This is a genomic window from Telluria mixta (assembly GCF_029223865.1).
GTDB classification, from domain to species: Bacteria; Pseudomonadota; Gammaproteobacteria; order Burkholderiales; family Burkholderiaceae_D; genus Telluria; species Telluria mixta.
In genome coordinates, this window is sequence record NZ_CP119520.1 from 530291 (window position 1) to 554304 (window position 24014).

At 66.0% G+C, this 24014-nt stretch carries 14 protein-coding genes and 1 pseudogene; 3 read left to right on the forward strand and 12 right to left on the reverse strand.

What is annotated here, in order from left to right; genetic code table 11:
- Nucleotides 1-134: 134 nt before the first annotated feature.
- The 7 genes and pseudogenes from rluB to P0M04_RS02420 all read right to left on the reverse strand — a co-directional run bounded on the left by rluB (nt 135) and on the right by P0M04_RS02420 (nt 9191).
- Nucleotides 135-2201 carry a 23S rRNA pseudouridine(2605) synthase RluB gene (rluB, locus tag P0M04_RS02390; protein ID WP_259449156.1) on the reverse strand — a complete coding sequence of 689 codons (2067 nt, stop codon included), beginning with the start codon at nt 2199-2201 and terminating at the stop codon, nt 135-137.
- Between the two features lie 99 nt (nt 2202-2300).
- A pseudogene (gene scpB, locus P0M04_RS02395) lies at nt 2301-2894 on the reverse strand (SMC-Scp complex subunit ScpB); the annotation flags it as partial.
- A 387-nt stretch (nt 2895-3281) separates the two neighbouring features.
- A complete protein-coding gene (locus tag P0M04_RS02400; RefSeq protein WP_259448928.1) occupies nt 3282-4334 on the reverse strand; it encodes a glucokinase in 1053 nt (350 codons plus the stop codon).
- 210 nt (nt 4335-4544) lie between these two features.
- Nucleotides 4545-5498, reverse strand: a complete 954-nt coding sequence (locus tag P0M04_RS02405) for a VTT domain-containing protein (protein ID WP_259448927.1) — start codon at nt 5496-5498, stop codon at nt 4545-4547.
- Nucleotides 5499-5569: 71 nt separating this feature from the next.
- Complete coding sequence (locus tag P0M04_RS02410; protein WP_259448926.1) at nt 5570-7249, reverse strand: ABC transporter ATP-binding protein; 1680 nt, start codon at nt 7247-7249, stop codon at nt 5570-5572.
- Nucleotides 7246-8256, reverse strand: a complete 1011-nt coding sequence (locus P0M04_RS02415; protein ID WP_371877283.1) for an ABC transporter permease — start codon at nt 8254-8256, stop codon at nt 7246-7248. Before P0M04_RS02415 ends, P0M04_RS02410 begins: the two co-directional genes overlap by 4 nt.
- On the reverse strand, nt 8253-9191 hold the full coding sequence (locus P0M04_RS02420; RefSeq protein WP_259448925.1) for an ABC transporter permease: 939 nt from the start codon (nt 9189-9191) through the stop codon (nt 8253-8255). The genes P0M04_RS02415 and P0M04_RS02420 overlap by 4 nt, the downstream gene beginning before the upstream one ends.
- A 321-nt stretch (nt 9192-9512) precedes the next feature.
- Between P0M04_RS02420 and P0M04_RS02425 the strand changes: the two genes are divergently transcribed.
- Both P0M04_RS02425 and P0M04_RS02430 read left to right on the forward strand, forming a co-directional pair.
- The gene (locus P0M04_RS02425; protein ID WP_259448924.1) at nt 9513-12284 is read left to right on the forward strand and encodes a TonB-dependent receptor; all 2772 of its coding nucleotides are present in this window, start codon (nt 9513-9515) and stop codon (nt 12282-12284) included.
- Between the two features lie 429 nt (nt 12285-12713).
- Nucleotides 12714-15569, forward strand: coding sequence for a TonB-dependent receptor domain-containing protein (locus P0M04_RS02430; protein WP_259448923.1), 2856 nt, complete (start codon nt 12714-12716; stop codon nt 15567-15569).
- A 106-nt stretch (nt 15570-15675) separates the two neighbouring features.
- Here the strand turns inward: P0M04_RS02430 and P0M04_RS02435 are convergent, their stop codons facing one another.
- Nucleotides 15676-16962, reverse strand: coding sequence for an aspartyl/asparaginyl beta-hydroxylase domain-containing protein (locus P0M04_RS02435; RefSeq protein WP_259448922.1), 1287 nt, complete (start codon nt 16960-16962; stop codon nt 15676-15678).
- Nucleotides 16963-17041: 79 nt separating this feature from the next.
- Nucleotides 17042-18103 carry a 3-deoxy-7-phosphoheptulonate synthase AroG gene (gene aroG / locus P0M04_RS02440; RefSeq protein ID WP_259448921.1) on the reverse strand — a complete coding sequence of 354 codons (1062 nt, stop codon included), beginning with the start codon at nt 18101-18103 and terminating at the stop codon, nt 17042-17044.
- Nucleotides 18104-18542: 439 nt separating this feature from the next.
- Between aroG and P0M04_RS02445 the strand changes: the two genes are divergently transcribed.
- Nucleotides 18543-21407 (forward strand): TonB-dependent receptor, encoded by a 2865-nt coding sequence (locus P0M04_RS02445; protein WP_259448920.1) that lies wholly within the window; start codon nt 18543-18545, stop codon nt 21405-21407.
- Between the two features lie 48 nt (nt 21408-21455).
- Here P0M04_RS02445 and P0M04_RS02450 read toward each other — a convergent pair whose 3' ends face one another.
- The 3 genes from P0M04_RS02450 to tldD are packed head-to-tail and all read right to left on the reverse strand — an operon-like array spanning nt 21456 to nt 23994.
- Complete coding sequence (locus P0M04_RS02450) at nt 21456-21677, reverse strand: hypothetical protein (RefSeq protein WP_259448919.1); 222 nt, start codon at nt 21675-21677, stop codon at nt 21456-21458.
- Nucleotides 21678-21718: 41 nt separating this feature from the next.
- Nucleotides 21719-22516: a hypothetical protein gene (locus P0M04_RS02455; protein WP_259448918.1), complete on the reverse strand. Its 798-nt coding sequence runs from the start codon at nt 22514-22516 to the stop codon at nt 21719-21721.
- Between the two features lie 17 nt (nt 22517-22533).
- On the reverse strand, nt 22534-23994 hold the full coding sequence (gene tldD, locus P0M04_RS02460) for a metalloprotease TldD (RefSeq protein WP_259448917.1): 1461 nt from the start codon (nt 23992-23994) through the stop codon (nt 22534-22536).
- Nucleotides 23995-24014 lie beyond the last annotated feature (20 nt).

Genomic DNA, 24014 nt, shown 5'->3' on the forward strand with positions numbered 1-24014 from the left:
TTATAACCCGATACAGGGTCGGCCGCAATCGCCGCACTGCAAAATGAACAGCTATGCAACAGTTTACTCCATTGGAGAATGCGACGCTGCGAGCGGTTCATTTTCGCGCGGCATGACCCGCGCGATGCGCCGATTTAACCCCGGCGGCCGCGACGCGGCATGCCGTGGTCGCTCACGCGCGGACCCTGGCTGCGGCGGTTCTGGCCGGCGCCGGCGAAGCCGAACGTCGTCTGCAGCGGATCCGGCTGGCGCGGACCCTTGCCGCCGCCACCGCCACCGCCGCCGCCACGCGCCTGGTTATTGCCACGCGGCTGGCTGTTGCCGCGCGCCTGGCCACCGCCGACGCCGCGGCCACCCTGGCCCTGGCCCTGGCGCGGGCCTTGTCCCTGACCGCCGCGGCCGCCCAGGATGCCGCCCTCTTCGCGGCCCGTGCCGACGCGCACCACCGGCGGACCGAACGGATCGACGTTGCGATTGGCGTCGGCGCGATCGATGCGGTTGCCGTTCGAGCGGTAATCCTCATCGCCGCGCCCCTTGGCGCCGCCCTGCCCCTGGCCTTTGCCCTGACCCTTGGCGCCGACGGCGCCCTTGCCCTGGGCGCCGCCCTTCTTCTCGATGCCGAAGGCGTCGAGGAAGTTGCGGACGTCGTTCTCTTCCAGCTCTTCCCAGCGGCCGCGCTTGAGGCCCGACGGCAGGGTCATGGCGCCGTAGCGCGTGCGGATCAGGCGCGAGACGGTGAGACCCACCGCCTCGAACATGCGGCGCACCTCGCGGTTGCGGCCTTCGCCGATCACCACGCGGTACCAGCGGTTGACGCCTTCGCCGCCGCCATCGGCGATCTTGGTGAACGAGGCCGTGCCGTCGTCCAGCTCGACGCCGGCCAGCAGCTTCTGGCGCATGCCTTCTTCCAGCTCGCCCAGCGTACGCACGGCGTATTCGCGGTCGATGTTGTAGCGCGGGTGCATCAGGCGGTTCGCCAGGTCGCCGGAATTCGTGAACAGCAGCAGGCCCTCGGTGTTGAAGTCGAGGCGGCCCACGGCGAGCCACTTGCCGGTCTTCATGGTCGGCAGGCGGTCGAACACGGACGGACGGCCTTCCGGATCGTCCGCGCTGACGATTTCGCCGGCCGGCTTGTGGTACACGAGCACGCGCGGCGGCTTGTTGTTGTTCACGCGGCGCTGCAGCAGCTTGCCGTTGATGCGCACGGCGTCCGTCGGCAGGATGCGCTGGCCGATGTGGGCCGGCTCGCCGTTCACCGACACGCGGCCGGCGATGATCAGCTCTTCCATGTCGCGGCGCGAACCGAGACCCGCTTCCGCCAGCACCTTGTGCAGCTTCGGTGCGTCGTCCTCGGCCGTCAGGTCGCGGCGCGCCTTCGTCGCCTGCGACTGGCCGCGACCGCCCTCGTTGGCGTCGAACGCGTCCGACGTGACGAACGAGAACACGGCGTCGGCATCGCTGCCCTTGCCGCCCTTGGCCGGCTTGTTGGCATGCTTCGCGTTCCTGCCCTTGCCCTGCTGCTGCTTCTGGCCCTGGTTCTGGCCCTGGTTCTGGGCCGGCTGGCCGTTCTGGCCGGCCTGGGCATTCTGCGCCTGCTGGCCGCGTTGCTGGCCCTGCTGGCCTTTCTTCTTCTGCTGCTTGCCGCCACGCTGGTCGCGGCGCTGCTCGTTGCGGCCGGCGTCAAGCGGTGCCGACTCGGCTGCGACAGCTTCCGCCGCCGGCGCTTCGGCTTCGACGCGGGGTTGACGGGCTTCGCGCTGCTGGCGCTGCTCGCGCATCTGGCGCGGGCCGCGCGGCTTGCGCTCGCTGGCGGCACCGTCGTCCGCCGGAGCGCCTGCGACCGGCGCGGGTGCCGGGGCGGGTGCAACGGCGATCGGTGCGGGTGCCGGCTCGGCCGCTGCAGGCGCAGCCTCGGCCACGGCGGCCTTGCGGGTACGCGGCTTGCGCGGCGCCGGTTCAGCGGGCGGTGCCGCGGCGGCCGGTGCGGCTGCTGCCGGGGCCGCGCTTTCGGCTGCCTCGGCTGCCTTCTGGGCCGCGGTCTTGCGCGTGCGTTTCGGTTTTTCCACGGCCTCCGGCTGCGCGCCCTCGGGTGCGGGTGCGGGCGCCGCCTCCGCCTTCGGCTTGGTGCGGCGCTTCGGCTTGGCGGCCGGCTCCTGTCCTGCCTCGGCAGGGATCGTCTCGTTCATGTCAGTTGGATTCATCATTCGTTTCTTGGTTTTGCTGACCTGGCGCGACGATCAGTCGTTGGACGCGAGCGCTTGGTCGTGTATCGGGACTTCAACGGGTGAAGTGTCGTCAAATTGTTGCAGGGCCGCTTCCAACGCTTCCAGGCTGCGCCCGGCGCCGATGTCGGCCACCTGCTGCAGCGGCGGCAACTGGGACAGCGCGGCAAGCCCCAGGTCGTCGAGAAACTGCTTCGTCGTTCCCAGCAGCGCCGGGCGCCCGGGCACTTCGCGGTGGCCCACCACGTCGATCCAGCCGCGGTCTTCCAGCATCTTGATCGTCTGCGAATTCACCGCCACGCCGCGGATTTCCTCGATGTCGCCGCGCGTCACCGGCTGGCGGTAGGCGATGATCGCCAGGGTTTCCAGGGTCGCGCGCGAGTATTTCGGCGGTTTTTCCGGCGCGATCCGGTCCAGGTAAGGCTTCATTTCCGGGCGGCTCTGGAAACGCCAGCCCGATGCCAGGCTGACGATCTCGATGCCGCGATCCTGCCAATCCTGGCGCAATTCTTCGAGCAGGATCTTGATCGTATCCGACCCGACGCCTGCGCCGAGCGGCTGACCGTCCTTGTCCACCTCGACGAACAGCTTCTTCATGGCGTGGATCGTCATCGGCTCGCGCGCGCACAGCAAAGCGGTCTCGAGGACCTTCTTGGCCTCATCATTGTTCATAACGATGTCGTCAGCGGAGTGTGCAACTCTGGATGCTAAGAACCATCAAACATAACCCCATTCCCGGCTGGCAGCTGTGCGACAGCCGCCAGACTGAGACTTCATGCTTTGAAACGGGGTTCCATCGTCCGGATTGGCGTACCGGACGGGATACCGTGAGGGTTTGCGCCCTGCCACGGGGCGGTTCACCGGAAAGTGGACCGCAAACGGTTGATTTTCAAGAGAAACGGGGCTGCCGGCACCATCGGGAGACTGGGCTCTGGAGGCGAGGCTCCTGGCGCCGGGCTAAGCGAACGACATCGTTTCTTCCAACTGACGGCCATTGTACCCGATAAAACCGGGAAAAGAACATTGCCATGCATCGGAACACGATGGCGCGTGTCGGGATCACACGCCGGGATGGTCCGCCAGGATGGCCGACACGCCCACGAAGGCGGGGTAATCGGCGGTAATCACATACGTCGGCACCTGCGCCAGGTAGCCGGCGAAGCGGCCCTTCTGCTCGAAACGGGCGCGGAAGCACGAGGCGTCGAAGCGCTCGCCAAGGCGGGGCACGATGCCGCCGCCGATGTACACGCCGCCCTGGGCGCCGAGGGTCACGGCCAGGTTGGCTGCGATGGTGCCCAGCATGCCACAGAAGACCTCGATCACCTCGTCGCACACGACGCACGTGCCCGCCAGGCCGCGGCGCGTGATCTCGGGCGCATCCAGCGCCTCCACGGCACCGCCGCGCAGGTTCGCCAGCGCGCGGTAGATCAGTTCGAGGCCGGAACCGGACAGGAAGCGCTCGGCCGACACGTGGTCGAACTCGCGCCAGGCGAATTGCAGGATCGCCACTTCCGTTTCGTTGGCCGGGGAAAACGTCACATGGCCGCCTTCGCTGCGCAGCGCCGTCCAGACCGGCTTGGCGCCGGCCGGCAGGTTCTCGGCCGGCACCAGGCCGGACACGCCCAGGCCCGTCCCCGCGCCCAGCAGGCCGATCGGGCTGCCCGCCACGGGCGCGCCGCCGCCGACCTGGCGCTTCTCGCCGTCCGCCAGGTGCGGCAACGCCATCGCCAGCGCGTAGAAATCGTTGACGACGGCCAGCGCGTCGAATCCGCACTCGCGGCGCAGCGCCTCGATCGAGAATTCCCAGTGATGGTTGGTCATGCGCACGAAATCGCCGACGATGGGATTCGCGATCGCGATCGCGCCATGGCGGACGGCACCCGTGGCCGCCACGTGCGGCAGCGCCAGGTAGGCGCGCAGCGCGTCGGCGAGGGTCGCGTAGGCGGCACAGGGCAGGACTTCGATCAGCCCCACCGTGCCGGGACCGGTCTCCAGCGCAAAGCGCGCATTGGTCCCGCCGATATCGGCCAGCAGGCGCGGGCTCGCATATCGGGCGCTGTCGAGGCGCGGTTCGGTGGACGGATCGACGATGGCAACGGGCGAAACGATCATGGCAGGCCGTAAGAAACAGATTCCTCGAAGCTTAAGGATTTCTTGGCTGCAGCGCAAGCATTTATTGTAGTTTAGGTACATCCGACCCAATATGCGGGCGAATTTGCGTAAAACCCGCGTACGCTGGCGAGTAGTCCAGCTACCAATGCAAAGGTTGTAATGACGGCATGAAGACGCGGCGGCGCCGCGCGGGCGGAGAGTGTGCGCGGCTCAGCCGTGCTTGGGCTTGAGCTCGGCGTTGGCCGGGGCGGCGGCGCAGTGGTCGTTCCATGCGTCGAGGCCGCCGAGCAGCGGACGGGCGCGATGGAAACCGTTCTTGACGAATTCCTTGGCGACCTGGGCCGCGGTAACGTCGTTCGGGCAGGAGCAATAGATGACGATGTGGCGGTCCTTGTCGAGCGTGGCCATCAGACGTTCCGGCACGTTGTCGCCATAGACCAGCGCGCCCGGAATGCCCGCTTCCAGCTGGCGCGAGGTGACGCCGCGCGCGTCGACGATCAGCGGATCGTGCCCGGCCTCGACCAGGTCCTTGAGCTCGTCCATCGTGATGCGCGGCAGGTTGGCCCCGCCGAGATTGCGCTTGCGCTCGATGTACTTGAACAACACGAACAGCGCGAGCAGGAAGCCGACGACCATCAGCGCCGTGCTGCCCAGCGTCTCGAACCAGGCGATGACGTCGTCCACGCTGTTATGGAACCAGGCACCGAGGCCCATGCCCACGCCGCTCCACAGCAGGCCGCCGGCGACGGACAGCCAGACGAACTGTGCCGTCGTCGTGCCCATGGCGCCCGCGAGCGGCGGCGCGATCGTGTTGAAGCCGGGGATGAACTTGGCCACGACAAGGGATTTCGCGCCCCAGCGGCTGAAATTGTCCTCGGTCTGGCTGACGCACGAATCGGGCGACAGCGAAATCTTGCACAGCAGGCGCAGGATGCGCTTGCCATAGTAGCGGCCGGCGCGGAACCAGAAGTAATCGCTGATGAGGCAAGCCAGCACCGACGCGGCCAGGTACAGCGGCCAGTTGGCCCCGCCGTCGACGGCCAGCGCGCCCGCGATGATCAGCACCGGAAACGCGGGAATGGGCAGCCCGATCTGTTCGAGCAGGACGATGCCGAACACGATCAGGACGCCGTAGACGTGAATCAGGTGGGAGAGCTGGGCCATCCTCGTATGGTAGCGGAAAACACCCGCGGGCGTGGCGAAAGCGGCAACGTGCGCAGCCCGCGCGCAACACCTTATCCCGGTATCGCGGCCAGCAATTGCCGCGTGTAGGGATGCTGCGGATTGCGATAGAGCTCGTCCGCATCCGCCATCTCGACGACGCTGCCGTGGTGCATCACCATCACGCGGTCGGAGATGTACTTCACCACGGACAGGTCGTGCGAGATGAAGATGTAGCTCATCCTGTACTCGTCCTGCAGGTCCTGCAGCAGGTTCAGCACCTGGGCCTGCACGGACACGTCGAGCGCGGACACGGATTCGTCGCACACGAGGATCTCCGGCTTCATCGTCAGGCAGCGTGCGATCGCGATGCGCTGGCGCTGGCCGCCCGAGAATTCGTGCGGGTAGCGGTCGAACGCCTGCGCAGGGAGACCCACGCGTTGCAGCAGATAGCGCGCATGCTCGGTGCGCTCCGCATCATTCGCGCCGATGCGGTGGATGCGCATCGGCTCCAGCAGGATCTGGCCGACGGTGAAGCGCGGGTTCAGCGACGCATACGGATTCTGGAACACGATCTGGATGCGCCGTTTATACGCCTGGAACTCGGCATCGCTCATCGCGACGAGATCGCGGCCATCGAACATCGCGCTGCCGCCCGTCGCGCGGTGCAGGCGCAGCAGCGTGAGACCGACCGTCGTCTTGCCCGATCCCGATTCGCCGACGACGCCCAGCGTTTTCCCGCGCGGGAGCGTGAACGACACGTCCTTCACGGCCTGGAATTCGCGCTTGCCGAACAGGCCTTCGCGCATATAAAAACTCTTGGCGAGGTTGTTCACGACGAGGATGTCCTCGTCGCCGGGCGCATAGCCGCGCGTGCGCTGGGGCAGCGTGTCGCCGGGCCGGGCGCGTCCGCTCATGTAATCGTCGATGACGGGCAGCCGCACGGGCCGCGCGTCGAGCGCCGGGCGGCAGTGCAGCAGCGCGCGCGTGTAGGCATCGCGCGGGTCGCCCAGCACCTGGGTAGCAAGTCCCTCTTCGCGCACTTCGCCGTGGCGCATGACGATCACGCGGTCCGCGATCTCGCCCACCAACCCCAGGTCGTGCGTGATGAACAGCACGGCCATGCGGCGCCGTTGCTGCAGGGTCGCGATGAGTTCCATGATCTGCTTCTGGATCGTCACGTCCAGCGCCGTCGTCGGCTCGTCCGCGATCAGCAGCTTCGGTTCGCACGCGATGGCCATCGCGATCATCACGCGCTGCTGCTGGCCGCCCGACATCTGGCTCGGGTAGGCGTCGATCTTGTGCGCCGGATCGGGAATGCCCACTTCTTCCAGCAGTTCGAGCGTGCGGGCGCGCGCCTGGCGCTTGTTCATCCCCAGGTGCAGGCGCAGCACTTCGCCGATCTGGAAGCCGACCGTGAACACGGGATTCAGCGACGACATCGGCTCCTGGAAGATCATCGCGATGTCCTTGCCGCACAGGCGCCGGCGTTCCGCGATCGGCAGGTCGAGCAGCTCGCGGCCTTCGAAGCGGATCGACGAGCCGGGATGGATGATCGTCGTCTCCGGCGGGAGCAGGCCCATCACGGCGAGCGAGCTGACGGACTTGCCGCTGCCCGATTCGCCGACCAGCGCGACGGTCGCATCCAGCGGCAGGCTGAACGAGATGCCTTTCACGGCCTCGAACGTGTTCTTTTTATCGGTCCGGAAGGACACGCGCAGATCATGGACCTCGAGAAGATTCATGGTGCTCATTTCAGTTTCGGATCCAGCGCATCGCGCAGCGAATCGGCGAACAGCGAGAACGCCGTCACGAGCAGGGCCATGGCAGTGGCGGCCGCCGTCAGCTGCCACCATTTGCCGAGGATGAGTTCATTCTGCGCCTCGTTCAGCATGCTGCCCCACGAGACGACGCCCACCGGCACGCCGAAGCCGAGGAACGACAGGATCACTTCGGCCTTGATGAAGCCGACGACGAGGATCGACATCTGCACGAGCGCCACGTGCGACACGTTCGGGAAGATGTGCACGAACATCTTGCGCCAGCCTGATGCGCCGATGGCGTCGGCCGCCATCACGTACTCACGCGCCTTGTGCTTGATGTACTCGGCGCGGATCAGGCGGTACGGTCCCGTCCAGCCGGTGAGGCCGAGGATCAGCACGATCGTCAGCACGCCCTTCGTCTGCAGCACGGCGGCCACGGTGAGGATCATCAGGATCGAGGGAATCGCCGTGAACACGTTGTAGAACCAGTTGAACAAATCGTCGACCAGCCCGCCGTAGAAGCCTGACAGCGCGCCGAACAGGGTACCCAGCGCGACGGCGACGAACGCGGCGACGAGGCCCACGACGATCGACGTCTGCCCGCCCTTGATCGTCTTCCTCACGATGTCGTGGCCCCATTTGTCGGCGCCGAACGGCAGTGTCGTCCGTTTGACCGCGTGCGCCGCGTGGCCCTGCCGCGCCAGCTGCGCCTGTAGATCGGCGATGTCGGCTGCCAGCGGATCGAACGCATTCGGCGGCGCCGGGCGCGGCGGCTGCGCGAGCGCGGCCAGCGCCGGATCGGGCCCGATGAACGTCGGCGGCGCGTAATTGACGGCCACTTCGTCTTCCCAGTCGGCCGCGACCAGGCCCGTGGCGGACAGCGCCACCGACAGCAGGAACAGGCACACGACGGCCAGCGAGACCATCGCGACGCGGTCGGCGCGCAGGCGGCGCCAGGCCAGCGTCCACAGGCCGGGAGAAATCGACGACTGCATCATCTGAGCTGCACGCGCGGATCGACGGCCTGGTACATCAGGTCCGCCAGCAGGTTGAACACCATCGTGGCGGCGGCGACGTAGACCGTGATCGCCTTGATGACGGGGAAGTCGCTGCGTTCGACGGCAAGGATCACTTCGCGCCCGATGCCCGGGATGCCGAAGAAGCGCTCGAGCAGGAAGGCGCCGATCAGCAGCGCCGGCAGGTTGGCCATGACGTATGTGATGATGGGGATGGCGGCATTGCGCAGCACGTGTACCCACACGATGCGCCGCTCCGGCAAGCCTTTCGCGCGCGCCGTGCGCACGTAGTCCTGCCCCACCTCATCCAGCACGAAGCTGCGGAACAGGCGCAGGGTTGGCGCCAGCGACACGGTGAGGCCGATCAGGATCGGCAGGGTGGCGTAGCGCAGCAGGTTTTCGGTGAAATGCTCGCCCCAGCCCTGCACGGGGAACAGCCCCAGTTTATAGGCGAGCCCGTACTGGAACACGATGATGTAGACGAGGATCGAGATCGACATGCCCACCGTGCACGCGACCATCACAACGCGGTCCGTCAGCGAGCCGCGCACGAACGCGACGGCGAGCGCCAGCGCGATGCCGATCGCGGTCTCCAGCACCGTCAGCGGCACGAGCACCGTCAGCGACGGCCCCAGGCGGCTGGCGATGATGTGCGACACGGGTTCGCCCGTTGCCCAGGCGTTGCCGAAGTCGAACGTGACGATCTGCTTCACGAAGATGCCGAGCTGGACGTACCACGGCGCATCGAGCCCCAGCTGGGCGCGGATATTCGCGATGGCGCGCGCGTCGGCCATCTTGCCCGCCAACAGGTACGACGGGTCGCCGCCGACCCAGTTGAACAGCACGAACACCAGAACGACGACGCCGGCCATCGTCGGCAGCATCTGCCACAGGCGCCGCAGGATATAAGCAAACATCGGGATTCCCGGGTGAGTCATCGAATGCGTTCGGAACTATAGACCAGATTGCGCCGCCCCTGCCGGGAAAAGATGTCATGGGGCCATAACCAAAAGGATGGACTGTTGTGGCGTTTACGCAATATGCATTGTCATCGTATTGACATATTGCACGCTGCGGTGGTCTGATGCGTTGCCAAAAAATGAATTCTAAGTTTTTGGACAATGAGAGAGAGCCTACATCATTAGATTTTCCAGTCCGGCATATGCATACCATGAATGTTCGGAATCTGGAATGCATCGATGCTCAGCCTCGCCATCGAAGCCCCATTTGGAGTTGTAATGTATCAAAAGAAAGCTATCGCACAAGCAGTCACGCTCGCCCTCGCCTATGCGGCGCTGGGCGCTGCACCGGCCATGGCGCAAGACGCCCAGGGTCCGATCCAGCGTGTCGAAATCACCGGTTCGAGCATCAAGCGCGCGACCGCCGAAACCGCCTCGCCGGTGCAGGTGGTCAGCCGTGAAGACCTCGCCAAGTCCGGCAAGGGTACCGTCGCGGAATACCTGCAGACGCTGACGTCGGACGGCGCCGGTTCGCTGCCGACCGGTTTCGGCAACGGCTTCGCCGCCGGTTCCACCGCCATCTCGTTGCGCGGCCTGGGCGCCACCTCGACCCTGGTCCTGCTGAACGGCCGCCGCATGGCACCGTTCGCGCGTGCCGACGACGGCCAGAAGAGCTTCACCGACCTGTCGACCGTGCCGATGGAAGCCGTCGAGCGCATCGAGATCCTGAAGGACGGCGCCTCGTCGACCTACGGCGCCGACGCAATCGCAGGCGTGGTCAACATCATCCTGCGCAAGGACTTCACCGGCACGACCTTCAAGGCCGAAGTGGGCGAATCGCGCTACCACGACGCCGGCACCGGCAAGGCCGCCCTCACGTGGGGCAAGGGCCGCCTGGACGAAGACGGCTACAACGTCATGGTCAACGCCGAGTTCTACGGCAACCAGTCGCTGCTGAACAAGGACCGCGCCAGCCGCGAATGGATCGGCCACGGCGACATCCGTCCGTGGGGCTATCCGGCCAACACCCAGTTCGCCGCCGGCTACATCACCCCGGGCGCATCGAGCCCGACGCCGACCGGCGCGCTGCGCGATCCGAAGACCGGCAACTACGTGTCGCTGCCGGGCTGCTCGCAATTCTCCGTCACCACCGCGCAGGATCCGGCCGGCGGCTGCCTGTGGTATTCGGACCAGTTCCGTTCGATGCAGCCGAAGATCGGCGGCATGAACTTCTACACCCGCTTCACCAAGAACCTGAACAACGACCTGCAGTTCTACGCCGAAGCCGGTTACTCGAAGCGCGACACCGAATTCACGCTGACCCCGCCGTCGACCAGCGGCACCATCGCGTTCCCGCCGAATGCCGCCAACCCGACCGGCATCATCAACTACGGCAACGCGATCCTGATGGGCGCCAGCCACCCGCAGAACCCGTACGGCGCTCCCGTGCGCCTGCGCTACTCGATGTTCGACGTCGGCCCCAGCACCCGCTCGGCCGACAACGAATTCTCGCGCTTCGTGTTCGGCCTGAAAGGCACCGTGGCGGGCTGGGACTTCGACACCGGCCTCACGCACTCGCAGTCGGCGCTCGACCTGAACTACAGCAACATGATCAACATGAAGGTGCTGCAGGCCGCGCTGGGCGATTCGACGAACGCCCTGTTCCCGTACTACATCGGTACGCAGGCGGGCAAGAACCCGGCGTCGCTGTATGCCGCCATGGTCACGAACGCCGTGTCGCATTCGACGACCAAGCTCGACATCCTCGACTTCAAGGCGTCGCGCGAACTGATGCAACTGCCGGGCGGCGCGCTGGGCCTCGCGGTCGGCGGCGAATACCGCCACCAGTCGCTGGACAACCCGTCGCTGTCGGGCACGTCGGACGGTTCGATCAACTCGTCGTACGTGGCTGCCCAGGGCTCCCAGAATGTGTCGGCCGTGTTCTTCGAAGTGGCCGCACCGATCATCAAGACGGTCGAGCTGAACGCCGCCGTCCGCTACGACAAGTACAAGGACTTCTCGTCGACCACGCCGAAATTCGGCGCCAAGTGGACCCCGCTGAAGACGTTCGCGCTGCGCACGACCTACACGGAAGGTTTCCGCGCTCCGGGTCCGGCCGAATTCAGCCCGGCCTCGCAGAGCACCGGCAACTCGGCCGTGCGTGACCCGATCCGCTGCCCGGGCGGCACGCCGGCCGCCGGCGGTGCCACCCAGGCCGACTGCTCGATCACCATCGGCGCCGTCAAGGTCGGTAACCCGAACCTGCAGCCGGAAAAATCGAAGGGCTACACGCTGGGCATGGTGTGGGATCCGTTCGACGGCACCGCGCTGTCGCTGGACGCCTTCAAGATCAAGCGCTCCAACGAGATCAACCCGCTGTCGTACGTGGAAGCCGCCGCCCTGCCGACCGCGATCCGCAACGACAACAACCTGGTCGTGAACGGCGTGGCGATCCCGAACACGGGCACGCTGCTGCTGTCGAAGGCACCGTACCAGAACTCGAGCTTCACCGAAGTCAAGGGTATCGACCTGGACGTCAAGCAGCGCTTCCGCCTGGGCGACTACGGCCGCGCCACGGTGGGCCTGACCTGGACCCACGTCGCGTCGTGGGTGCGCGCCGAGAAGAACGGCACGCGCTACCAGTACGCCGGCACGCACGGCAACTGCGACACGTCGGACTGCGCCGGTACGCCGAAGGACAAGATCAGCACGACCCTGTCCTGGGACCGCCAGAACCTGAACGTGACGGCGACCGCGAACTACCGCGCCGACATGCAGAACGTGTACTTCGCGGGCGACAAGTGTGCCTCGCAGTACGCGAACGGCTCGCCGGCACCGGGCAACTGCCGCCTGGCGTCGTTCACGACGATCGACCTGTCGGCCCGTTACCAGGTCACGCAGCAACTGCAGGTCTACGGCTCGATCACGAACCTGTTCGACAAGATCGCACCGCTGGATCCGCTGACCTACGGCGGCATGAGCTACAACCCGATGGACGCCAGCGGCGCCATCGGCCGCTTCTTCAAGGCTGGCGTGCGTTACCAGTTCTGATGACAGACAGCCGGTTCGCCGGCTGATCGCGGCACGATAAGAAACAGGACAGTGAGCACTCACTGTCCCGTTTGTTTTTGGTGCACCGCCGCACCAAAATGGCGCAGAATGTTGTAATTACGCATCAATTAAATTTCGAATAAAAAACTAAATACAACATTAAAAGCAAAATTTATTTTACGTATTTTTTCTATCAGGAAAACAAAATTTGATATTTACAGCTCAGATGCATATATGCATATTTACTCGTTGACTTTGTTTATTAGCAATGATGTCATTGTCTTGTAGCAAATAAAAATTCCCTCCCAAAAGGATGGGGGTAGATCAATAACAGGATCTGCGAGCCGGCGCGTAGTCCGCCCGGCCCAGCTCAGAAGGGACTCAAGACAAATGATGTCGGAAAAAGTTTTATCTCGGTCGGTACGACTGATGTTTGCGGGCGGCATGGCGCTCGGCGCGTCCGTCGCTCACGCACAGGACACTGCCGCAGCGCCCACCGCGTCGATGCAGCGCGTCGAAGTGACGGGTTCGCGCATTCCGTCGCTGAACACGGAAGGCTCCAGCCCCATCACCACCCTGAGCGCCAAGGACATCAAGATCGATGGCGTGCGCAATACCGAAGACCTGCTGAACAACCTGCCCCAGGTGTTCGCGTCGCAGGGTGCCGCCATCTCGAACGGTGCCAGCGGCACCGCCACCGTCGACCTGCGCGGCATGGGCTCGCAGCGTACCCTGGTGCTCGTCAACGGCAAGCGCCTGCCGTCCGGCAGCGTGCTCAGCGTCGCAGCCGACCTGAACCAGATCCCGAGTGAACTGATCCGCCGTGTCGACGTGCTGACCGGCGGCGCCGGCGCCGTGTACGGCTCGGGCGCCGTGTCGGGCGTCGTCAACTTCATCATGAAGGACAACTACGAAGGCGTGGAACTGGAAGCCAACATCTCCGGCGCCAACCACAAGCAGCACAACGACGAGATCCAGGGCGTCGTCAACAAGAAGGGTTTCCCGCTGCCGGGCAACCACACGTTCGACGCCAAGAAGTACGACTTCAGCATCCTGATGGGCTCGAACTTCGCGGACAACAAGGGTAACGCGACGTTCTTCGCCTCGCACCGCCACGCCGACGCCCTGCTGCAATCGCAGCGCGACTTCTCGGCCTGCTCGCTGGGCGCGTCCGATCCGGGCTTCGCCTGCTCGGGTTCCGGCACCTCGATCGCCCGCGTCGGCTCGTACACCCCGGATGCGAACGGCAATCCGCGCAAGTACGTGTCGGCCACCGACGCCTACAACTTCGGCCCGCTGAACTTCTTCCAACGTCCGTCGGACGAGTACAACATCAACTCGATGGTGCACCTCGACATCAACGAGAACGCGCGCATCTACAGCGAATTCAGCTTCCACAACTACAAGACCGACGCCCAGATCGCCCCGGGCGGCATCTTCTACGGCCAGCAGGCGACGATCGGCTACGACAACCCGCTGCTGAACGATGCCTGGAAGGCCGCGCTGGGCCTGAAGGCACCGGGCGACACCGCCACCGTCTCCGTCGGCAAGCGTAACGTCGAAGGCGGCCCGCGTTCGACCAGCATCACCGACTCCTCGTTCCGCGAAGTGCTGGGCGTGAAGGGCATGGTCGGCGACTGGTCGTACGACGTGTTCGGCCAGTTCGCACGCGTCAACCACAGCGACCGCGCGACCGGCTACTTCTCGAGCCGCCTGATCGCCAACGCGCTGGACGTCGTCGTCGATCCGACCACGGGCAAGGCCGTGTGCCGCTCCGTCGTCAACGGTTCCGATCCGAACTGCGTGCCGTACAACCTGTACAAGCAGGGCGGCGTCACCCAGGCCGCGCTGGACTACCTGAACGCCACCGGTTCGAACGGCGGCTTCACGCAGCAATCCGTGTTCGGCCTAAACATCGGCACCGACCTGACCCGCTTCGGCCTGAAGCTGCCGACCGCCGAAAGCGGCGCCGGCGTGTCGTTCGGCTACGAGCAGCGCGTCGAAAAACTGGCGTTCGAGCCCGACTACGAAAACCAGACCGGCGACCTGTCCGGTGCCGGCGGCGCCTCGCCGGCCGTCGCGGGTTCGTACAACGTGAAGGAAGCCTTCGGCGAATTCAAGCTGCCGCTGCTGGACAACATGGCCTTCTCGAAGCACATGGACCTGTCCGGTTCGTACCGCCGTTCGCAGTACAGCACGGATGCCAAGACCAACACGTTCGGCCTGGGCCTCGACTGGCAGCCGATCGACCAGGTGCGCGTCCGCGGTTCGGCCCAGCGTGCCGTCCGCGCACCGAACATCTATGAACTGTACACGCCGCAAGCCGTGGTGCTGGCCGGTCCGAACGACGACCCGTGCGGCGGCGAGACCCCGAAAGCCACGCAAGCCCAGTGCGCCAACACGGGCCTGCCGGCTTCGCTGTACGGCAAGGTGCCGGAGAACTCGACCAACCAGTACAACGGCCGTACCGGCGGCAACCCGGGCGTCAAGCCGGAAACCGCCAACACGTACACGGTGGGTATCGTGATCGACCCGATCAAGAACCTGACCATCACGCTGGACGCATTCAAGCTGAAGATCAAGGACGCGATCCAGGCCGTCAACGCCCAGAGCGTGTACACCCAGTGCCTCACGACCGGCAACTCGCTGTACTGCAGCCTGATCCACCGCGACCAGCTCGGTTCGCTGTGGCTGACCCCGAACGGCTACGTCGAGGCCGGCACCACGAACATCGGTTCGCAGGGCACCTCGGGCCTGGACGTGGGTGCCAGCTACCGCACCCGCCTGCCGCAAAGCTACGGCAACCTGGACTTCACGCTGAACGGCACCTACGTGCACAGCTACACCGTGGAAAACCTGCCGGGCAACGGCAGCTACGACTGCACGGGCCTGTACGGCGCGACCTGCGGCACCCCGACCCCGAAATGGCGTCACAAGCTGCGCACGACCTGGTCGAGCCCGTACAACCTCGACCTGTCGCTCACCTGGCGCTACATCGACCGCCTGAAGAACGACATGCTCGATGCGAACCCGCAGCTGGCCGGCGAACTGGACACGCAGCGTGACGCGTACCTGGCTTCGCGCAGCTACTTCGACCTGAACGGCGTGTACCGCTTCAACCGCAAGCTGGCCCTGAGCTTCGGCATCAACAACCTGCTGGACAAGGATCCGCCGATCGCGTCGTCCAGCTCGGTGACGGGTACCTACGGCAACGGCAACACGTTCCCGCAGATCTACGACTCGTACGGCCGCTTCATGTACGCCAACCTGACTTACCGTTTCTGATCGCCTGATCGGACGCCGTAAAAAAACCGCCGCCGGCTGCGAAGCCGGCGGCGGTTTTCATTTGGGACGGCGTTACAGACGTAGGGTGGACAGCGAGCTGTCCACCCTACAACCCGAAGCTGCCTTCGTCTGCCGAGAACGCGTTCATGCCCGCGCTCATCGCCGTCACCAGCGCGCGCTCCGGCCCGGTCAGGTGCGGATGCCAGATGTCGAACATCAGGATCGCGCGCGGCAGGTCGCTGTCGTTCCACGCCTCGTGCTCGATGGTATCGTCGAACACCCACGCCTTCCCTTCTTCCCATGCGCGCACGTCGTTGCCGACGCGGAAACCGCAGCCCGGCGGCACGACGAGCGGCACATGCGTCACGAGGCGGACGTTGCTGACGCCGCAGTGCGGCGGGATGCGCGTCTTCGGCTTGAGCACGGAAAACATCGCGACAGGCGTGCGGCCCGGCTGGTCCGGCTGCGGTGCACCGGCCAGCAATGCCATCGTGCGCGGGCAGCGCTGCGCATTCGCGTCGTTGACCTTGCCCGCCTCGACGAGGTGGAAGGCGCTCCAGCGCAGCGAGTTGTTCAACTCGGCCCACTGGCGCAGCGGCTGGTCCTCGCTGTACTGCATATATGGCGTAAAGCCTTCGGCGCCGGCCTGCGCGGCGACGAATTCCGCGCGGATCGCGTCCGTCTCGCGCTCGAAGGCGTCGAGCCACGGGAAGTCCTGGCGGTCGAAGAACGTGATGGGCGCGAGACCCTGGAAGTGGAACAGCGCGGGTTGCGGCTCGTAGCGGCGTTTGCGGCCCAGCATGATGGCTAGCGATTCCGTGAAACGCTGCACGCGCTCGCCTTGCAGGTCGCGCAGGTGCGGCGCCATGTGGTCGTCGAGGAAGCGGCCGAAATCGGTGTCGTATTGTTCGCGGTACGCCAGCGCCTCCTGCACGGCCGGGCGCAGTTCGGGCGGCAGTTGCTGCAGCGGCGGCGCCACCGCGGCGACGGCGCCATGCGCGCGCGCGGCCGCGTGGCGCTTGCCCTGGCGCGTGAGCAGGCCGGCACGCAGGATCAGCGCGACGAGGTCGGTCGGTTCCAGCACGAGCGCGCCCCGGATCGCCTCTTCCTCGCGCGCCTCGTCGCGCTGGGCCATGCAGACGACGGCGAGGTTGATCCACTGCTGCTTGTCGCGTCCGTCGGCCGCGACGAGGCGCTCGAGCAGCGCCCGCGCCTCCGGCAGCGCGCCGGACCGGTAATGCAGTTGCGCCATGCCGAGCAGCGCCGGACCGTGCGTCGGCACCTGTTCGAGGATGCGCTGCCACAGCTGCGCCGCGAGGCGCGGATTGGCGCCTTTCAGCGCCGCCTGGGCCGCGCGTTCCCAGGCTGCGATTTCACCTTCGTTGGAAGCCATGCCGCTCCTTCAAGTATGTACGTGTACATACCGATTCTGGAGTGGTCGCTTCCGGTTGGCAAGAACTTATTGATGCCCTTTATGCGTCGTCGCGCAACCGGCGTGCGCGCACGCTGGCGGCGAGGTTTTCCAGCACGGCGATGCTCGTCTCCCAGTCGATGCAGCCGTCGGTGACGGACTGGCCGTACGTCAGTTCCTTCCCCGGCACGAGGTCCTGGCGGCCGCCGACGAGGTGCGATTCGACCATCACGCCGACGATGCGCGTATCGCCCGCCGCGATCTGGCTGCCGATGTCCGCGCACACGGGCACCTGGTTCTGCGGGTTCTTGCTGCTGTTGGCGTGCGACGCGTCGATCATCAGGCGGCTCGCGAGACCGTTGGCGGCGAGCTGCTTGCAGGCGTCCTCGACGCTGGCCGCGTCGTAGTTCGGTGCCTTGCCGCCGCGCAGGATGATGTGGCAGTCCTCGTTGCCCGCGGTCGACACGATCGCCGAGTGGCCACCCTTCGTCACGGACAGGAAGTGGTGCGGCTGCGAAGCGGCCTTGATCGCATCGGCCGCGATCTTGATGTTGCCGTCGGTGCCGTTCTTGAAGCCCACCGGGCACGACAGGCCGGACGCCAGCTCGCGGTGCACCTGCGATTCCGTCGTGCGGGCACCGATGGCGCCCCAGCTGATCAGGTCGGCAATGTACTGCGGGCTGATCACGTCGAGGAATTCGGTGCCCGCCGGCAGGCCCAGTTCATTGATGTCGCGCAGCAGTTCGCGTGCCATGCGCAGGCCGTCGTTGATGCGGAAGCTGTTGTCCATGTACGGGTCGTTGATCATGCCCTTCCAGCCGACCGTCGTGCGCGGCTTCTCGAAGTACACGCGCATGATCACTTCCAGCTCGCCGGCGAAGCGGTGGCGCTGCTCGACGAGGCGGCGGGCATATTCCATCGCGGCGTTCGGATCGTGGATCGAGCACGGGCCGATCACGACCATCAGGCGGTCGTCCTGGCCGTGCAGGATGCGATGCAGCGCCACGCGCGCCTGCGACGCGACCTGTTCCGCTTCCGGGGTCACCGGGAATTCGCGGATCAGGTGCGAGGGCGGCGTCAGTTCCTTCATTTCGCGGATGCGTAAGTCGTCGGTGCGAGGCATTGCTGTTCTCCGTTCTGATCTGTATGAAATTCTGGGTGCGTAAAAAAAAAGACCGCCAGCTCGGCGGTCTTTTGGATTTTTGTGTCGGACTCTGTTCTGTTGCTGCGTGAACCTGCCGCTACTCCACCGCCGTTGGGCTGGAATGGCTAAACCAAAAATAAAAGGTAAAGAAAACGGCGTGGCGCATGGAGAAGTTCCGAAGTAGTCGATTGACTATAACAACATTGCATCGACGTTGGCAAGACTTTATTTGGCCTGTGATCTGTCGGTTACGGTTGCCTATACAGGCGATCGGTTGCGTCAACCCGACACCTTTTTCCGCTGTACCGGAGACGCTTGAGAGATGTCAGTTGTCTGCCCGGACGAAATGCAAAAGTCATAAGGAGCCCCGGACGCATGCACACCGGGTCGTTTTCCCAAATCGCATTGGAGTCTGGACATGACTGAAACCCCGATATCCCGGACGATCCGACGCCTGTTCACAGGCGGGAGCGCCATCGGCCTCACGATCCTGGCGCTGCCGGCGCTGGCCCAGGAAGTGGCGCCCAAGCCGGTCCCGCGCGTCGAGATCACCGGCTCGAACATCCGCCGCTCCGAGGCGGAAACGGCATCGTCCGTCATCACCGTGAACCGCGCCGACATCGAGCGGTCCGGCAAGGCCACCGTGGCCGAGCTGCTGCAGACGCTGGCCGTCGACAACCAGGGCTCCGTGCCCACCACGTTCGGCAACGGCTTCGCCGCCGGCGCCTCGGGCATCTCGCTGCGCGGCCTGGGCGCGGCGTCCACGCTCGTGCTGCTGAACGGCCGCCGCATGGCCCCGTACGGCCTCGCCGACGACGGCCAGAAGCAGTTCACGGACCTGAACGTGATCCCGACGGATGCCGTCGAGCGCGTCGAGGTGCTGAAGGACGGCGCGTCGGCCATCTACGGTTCGGATGCCATCGCCGGCGTCGTCAACATCATCCTGCGCCGCGACTTCCAGGGCAATACGGTGCGCTTCTCGCGCGGTGCCAGCGACGACTGGGACGGCAAGCGCATGAACGTCGCCTTCACCAAGGGCATCGGCAGCCTCGACACCGACCGCTACAATGTCCTGTTCAGCATCGAGTACAAGAAGTTCGACGAGATCTGGTACCGCGACCGCGCGGACCGCGACTGGATCGGCCGCAACGACCTGCGCCGCTGGGGCTATTCGGCCGACCAGGCGCTCGGCGGTACCGGTGCCATCCTGCCCGGCACCGGCACGGCCGGCAATGCCATCAACGGCAACGTGCGCAATCCGGCCGACCCGACCAATTACTACAACCGCGGCAACCTGGCCGGCCCCGGCTTCACCCGCACCTTCCCCGGCGCGGCCTGCTCCAACTTCACCAGCCACCCGCAGGGCGATCCCGGCGGCGGCTGCCTGATCGACGCCTCGCTGCAGTACAACCAGATCGAGCCGAAGCAGGAAAACCTGAGCTTCTTCCTGCGCGGCACGATGCAGTTGAATCCGGCGCTCCAGCTGTACAGCGAATTCAACTGGTACACGAGCCAGACGGACACCGCCACGACGCCCTCCTCCGTCAGCGCCTCGGTGGGCTTCCCCGGCGGGCCCGTGAACAATGCCGTCGTCCAGCTCGGCGCGAACCATCCGGACAACCCGTATTTCGGCACGGCCGCGCGGATCCGCTACCTGGCCGCCGACGTCGGCCCGCGCGTCTCGAACATCGACTCGAACTTCCTGCGCTGGCTCGGCGGCGCCAGGGGCACGAACTACGGCTGGGACTGGGACTCCTCCCTGCTGTTCTCGCACAACCACGTCAACAACAATCAGAACGGCTTCCTGCAGCGCGACGTCGCCTTCGCCCTGCTCAATCCCACCCCCGCCAACATCGCGGCGGCGGCGGTGAACAGCCCGGCCTATGCGGCGCTGCCGCTGGGCACCTTCTGGCGCATCGCCGAGAACGCGGGCCTGAATTCGCCGGCGGTGTACGCCGCGCTGTCGCCGACCATCGGCAACAGGGCCAACACGAAGATCGGCCAGATCGACTTCAAGGCCACGCGCGAATTCGGCGGTATTCCCTACCTGGCCGGCAACCTGGGCCTGGCGCTGGGCACCGAATTCCGCCACGAGATGACGGAGCTGATGCCCACCACCGGTACGGAGCGGGGCAATGTCATCGGCCTGGGATACTCGGCCTATTCCGGTGCCCGCAACGTGTTCGCGCTGTACGGCGAGGGCCTCGCGCCGCTGCCGTTCAACGTGGAAGCGTCGGCGGCCCTGCGCTACGACCACTTCACCGACGTCGGCAGTTCGTACACGCCGAAGTTCGGCCTGAAGTGGACGCCGGTGCGCGAATTCGCGCTGCGCGGCACGTTCGCGCGGGGCTTTCGCGCGCCGAGTCCGGCCGAGAACGGCGTCGGCGGCCTCGCCGCCTTCTCGACCGCGGCCGACCCGGCGCGCTGCGCACTGGGCGTGACGAACGCCTGCAACCCGGCATCGGTGGCGCTGATCACGTCGCCCAACCCGAACCTGTCGCCGGAACGGTCGAAGAGCTACACGCTGGGCGTCATCTGGGATCCGCTGCCGCGCACGAGCATCTCCGTGGACTATTGGAAGATCAAGCGCAAGAACGAGATCAACCAGGAACAGGTCGACGCCGCCATCGCCGCCGGCAGCGTGGCACGCGACCCGGGCAGCGTGAGCGGCATCCCGGGCGACCCGGGCCAGATCACGGCCGTGCTGACCCGCTACGTCAACTCCGCCCAGAGCAAGGTGCGCGGCCTCGACGTGGATGCGCGCTACAACCACCGCCTGCCGGACGCGTGGGGCAATGCCACGTTCGACGTGAAGTACACGCACATCTTCGAATGGCTGCGCACCGAACAGGACGGCACGTCGCGCGAATTCGCCGGCACGCACGGCAACTGCGACGTGACGAACTGCACGGGCACGCCGGCCGACCGCGTCAACATGCGCTTCGGCTGGGACCGCAACAACCTGCGCGTGTCGGCCAACGTGAACTACCGCGGCGTGCTGGAAAACCGCTTCTTCCGGGGCGACCCGAGCGGTTGCGCCGTGACCTTCGCCAACGGTGCCGACGCGCCGAACGGTTGCGAGCTGGCGTCGTTCACGACGGTCGACCTGGTGGTGCGCTGGAAGCCGCAGCAGCGGTGGGAAGTGTTCGGCTCGGTCCAGAACCTGTTCGACAAGATCGCGCCGCTCGACCCGCTGACCTATGGCGCGCAGGCGTACAACCCGCTCGATTACGAAGGTGCGCGCGGTCGCTATTTCACGCTGGGGGCGAGATACTCGTTCTAAGACGCGGCCAAGGAACGTCGCCCCGGCGAAGGCCGGGGCCCAATTTACTTAGTCACCTGGCCCTTCACCGGGCATGGTGTCGGCCATCAGCCGCAGCTCTTCCGGCGTCAGCTCCTCCGGCTTCTTGCCCTCGAGGCCATCGAAGTCGGTGGGCTGCTGCGCTTCTTGCTGCGCCTCCTGCTGTGCTGGTGGCTGGCCCGGCGGTGCTGAAGGCGCCGCTTCCGGCTGCTGTGCGTTGGTCTGCGGGGACTGTGCTTGATCGTTGGCCATGTTGTGCTCCTTGCGACGATGGATCGGTTAGAGCCAGTGTGTCACAAGGGCGGCTCCGATGGCGTCCGCATCGGCGCGATCCGATCGAGCCTGATCCAGCCGCTGGCCTCGCGGCCCGTGCGCGGATTGCGGTACGCGACATCCGCGTACTCGCCATACGTGTGCAGGACGGTCAGCACGTCGCCCGGAATCACGAACAGCTGCGGGAGCTTGCACTCGTCCAGCGGCGCCGTGTGGAACCAGGCGCGGCCGGTGCCGCTGATGACACGTACCGCTTGCGCGGACTCGACCGGGATCCAGCGCGATGCGGCCGTGAGCTGGGCGGCTTCGCAGCGCGTGAGTACGTTGGTGAGTTCCTTCATGCGGTCCTGCATCCACACGAACTCGTGCACCTGTCCCGTGCCCTCCTGCGCCAGCTGGACGACCAGTTTGTCGCCGGCGCGGCGCGCCCCGAAGCCCGTCAGGCAATCGCCGAACGGCTGCGACATCGTCGCCTCATCGCCCGGCCCGATCTGCAGCAGGGTGAAGCGGTGCCGGCACTGCGGATCGGGCAACAGGGCATCGACGAGCACGTAGTCGGCATCGTCCTGCACGGACAGCTTGACAAGGCCCGCGGCGCCGTCGACCTGCCCAAGCGATGCGCCGCGCAAGCGGATGTCGGAGCGGCCGGCGCCGTCGATGGCTTGCGTTTCGACCGGTCCAGAGCGCGTGGCGACATGCGTGTGCTCGTCGGCCGCGGCGCACCACGGGTGCATCGAGACCACACACGCAACGATGGCGGCCCGGAAGAACAAACGCCCGCGCGGGGCGGGCGTCATGGCGGCGAAGGCGGTTGCCATCGCGATGCGGCGAGCCGTCAGGCCGTTCCGCCGACGGTCACGCCGTCGATGCGCAGCGTCGGCTGGCCCACGCCCACCGGGACGCTCTGGCCTTCCTTGCCGCACACGCCCACGCCCGAGTCCAGGCGCATGTCGTTGCCGATCATGGAGATGCGGTTCATCGTGTCCGGGCCGTTGCCGATCAAGGTCGCGCCCTTCACCGGGTACGTCACTTTACCGTCCTCGATCATGTAGGCTTCGCTGGCCGAGAACACGAATTTGCCGTTCGTGATGTCGACCTGGCCGCCGCCGAAGTTCACCGCATACAGGCCGTTCTTGACCGAGGCCAGGATCTCGGCCGGGTCCTTGTCGCCGGCCAGCATGTACGTGTTCGTCATGCGCGGCATCGGCAGGTGGGCGAACGACTCGCGACGCGCATTGCCCGTCACCGGCATCTTCATCAGGCGCGCGTTCATCGTGTCCTGGATATAGCCCTTCAGAATGCCGTCTTCGATCAGCGTGGTGCACTGGGTCGGGTTGCCCTCGTCGTCCATGTTCAGCGAACCGCGGCGGTCCTGCAAGGTGCCGTCGTCGACGACGGTCACGCCCTTCGCGGCGACGCGCTGGCCGATCATGCCCGCGTACGCGGACGAGCCCTTGCGGTTGAAGTCGCCTTCGAGGCCGTGGCCGACCGCTTCGTGCAGCAGCACGCCGGGCCAGCCCGGGCCGAGCACGATGGTCATCGGACCGGCCGGCGCGGGACGCGCTTCCAGGTTCACGAGGGCCGACTGCACGGCTTCGCTGGCGTATTTTTCCAGCAGCTCGTCGCTGAAGTAGGCGTAATCGTAACGCCCGCCGCCGCCCGACGAGCCCATCTCGCGCCGGCCGTTCTGCTCGGCGATGACGGTGACGGACACGCGCACGAGCGGACGGATGTCGGCCGCCAGCACGCCATCGCTGCGCACGACGAGCACGACGTCGTACTCGCCGGCCAGGCCGGCCATCACCTGCACGACGCGCGGATCTTTTGCACGCGCGATCTTTTCGACACGCTCCAGCAGCGCGACTTTCGCGGTGGCGTCGAGCGAGGCCAGCGGGTCATGCGGCAGGTACAGCGAGCGGCCGCCGGACGGCTGGACGTTCGCCGCGACCTTCACGCGGCCGGCGCCCGCGCGCGCGATCGTGCGCGTCGCCGCGGCGGCGTCCAGCAGGGCGGCCTGCGAGATTTCATCGGAGTAAGCGAAGGCGGTCCTGTCGCCCGACACGGCGCGTACGCCGACGCCCTGGTCGATCGAAAAGCTGCCGCTCTTGACGATGCCCTCTTCCAGGCTCCAACCTTCGCTCTTGGTGAACTGGAAATACAGGTCGGCATAGTCGACCTTGTGCGTGAACATGGTCCCCAGCGTCGTGATCAGCTTGCCTTCGTCGAGGCCGAATGGCGTCAACAGGACGTCGCGCGCGACAGCGAGGGAGGAGAGATTCGGTTCGAATGGAGTCATTGCGTCAGGTCTTTCTGATA

Coding starts and splice junctions, on each gene's coding strand:
- rluB (WP_259449156.1), bottom strand. CDS start 2,201: ATGAATCCAACTGACATGAACGAGACGATCCCTGCCGAGGCAGGACAG.
- P0M04_RS02400 (WP_259448928.1), bottom strand. CDS start 4,334: ATGATCGTTTCGCCCGTTGCCATCGTCGATCCGTCCACCGAACCGCGC.
- P0M04_RS02405 (WP_259448927.1), bottom strand. CDS start 5,498: ATGGCCCAGCTCTCCCACCTGATTCACGTCTACGGCGTCCTGATCGTG.
- P0M04_RS02410 (WP_259448926.1), bottom strand. CDS start 7,249: ATGAGCACCATGAATCTTCTCGAGGTCCATGATCTGCGCGTGTCCTTC.
- P0M04_RS02415 (WP_371877283.1), bottom strand. CDS start 8,256: ATGATGCAGTCGTCGATTTCTCCCGGCCTGTGGACGCTGGCCTGGCGC.
- P0M04_RS02420 (WP_259448925.1), bottom strand. CDS start 9,191: ATGTTTGCTTATATCCTGCGGCGCCTGTGGCAGATGCTGCCGACGATG.
- P0M04_RS02425 (WP_259448924.1), top strand. CDS start 9,513: ATGTATCAAAAGAAAGCTATCGCACAAGCAGTCACGCTCGCCCTCGCC.
- P0M04_RS02430 (WP_259448923.1), top strand. CDS start 12,714: ATGTTTGCGGGCGGCATGGCGCTCGGCGCGTCCGTCGCTCACGCACAG.
- P0M04_RS02435 (WP_259448922.1), bottom strand. CDS start 16,962: ATGGCTTCCAACGAAGGTGAAATCGCAGCCTGGGAACGCGCGGCCCAG.
- aroG (WP_259448921.1), bottom strand. CDS start 18,103: ATGCCTCGCACCGACGACTTACGCATCCGCGAAATGAAGGAACTGACG.
- P0M04_RS02445 (WP_259448920.1), top strand. CDS start 18,543: ATGACTGAAACCCCGATATCCCGGACGATCCGACGCCTGTTCACAGGC.
- P0M04_RS02450 (WP_259448919.1), bottom strand. CDS start 21,677: ATGGCCAACGATCAAGCACAGTCCCCGCAGACCAACGCACAGCAGCCG.
- P0M04_RS02455 (WP_259448918.1), bottom strand. CDS start 22,516: ATGGCAACCGCCTTCGCCGCCATGACGCCCGCCCCGCGCGGGCGTTTG.
- tldD (WP_259448917.1), bottom strand. CDS start 23,994: ATGACTCCATTCGAACCGAATCTCTCCTCCCTCGCTGTCGCGCGCGAC.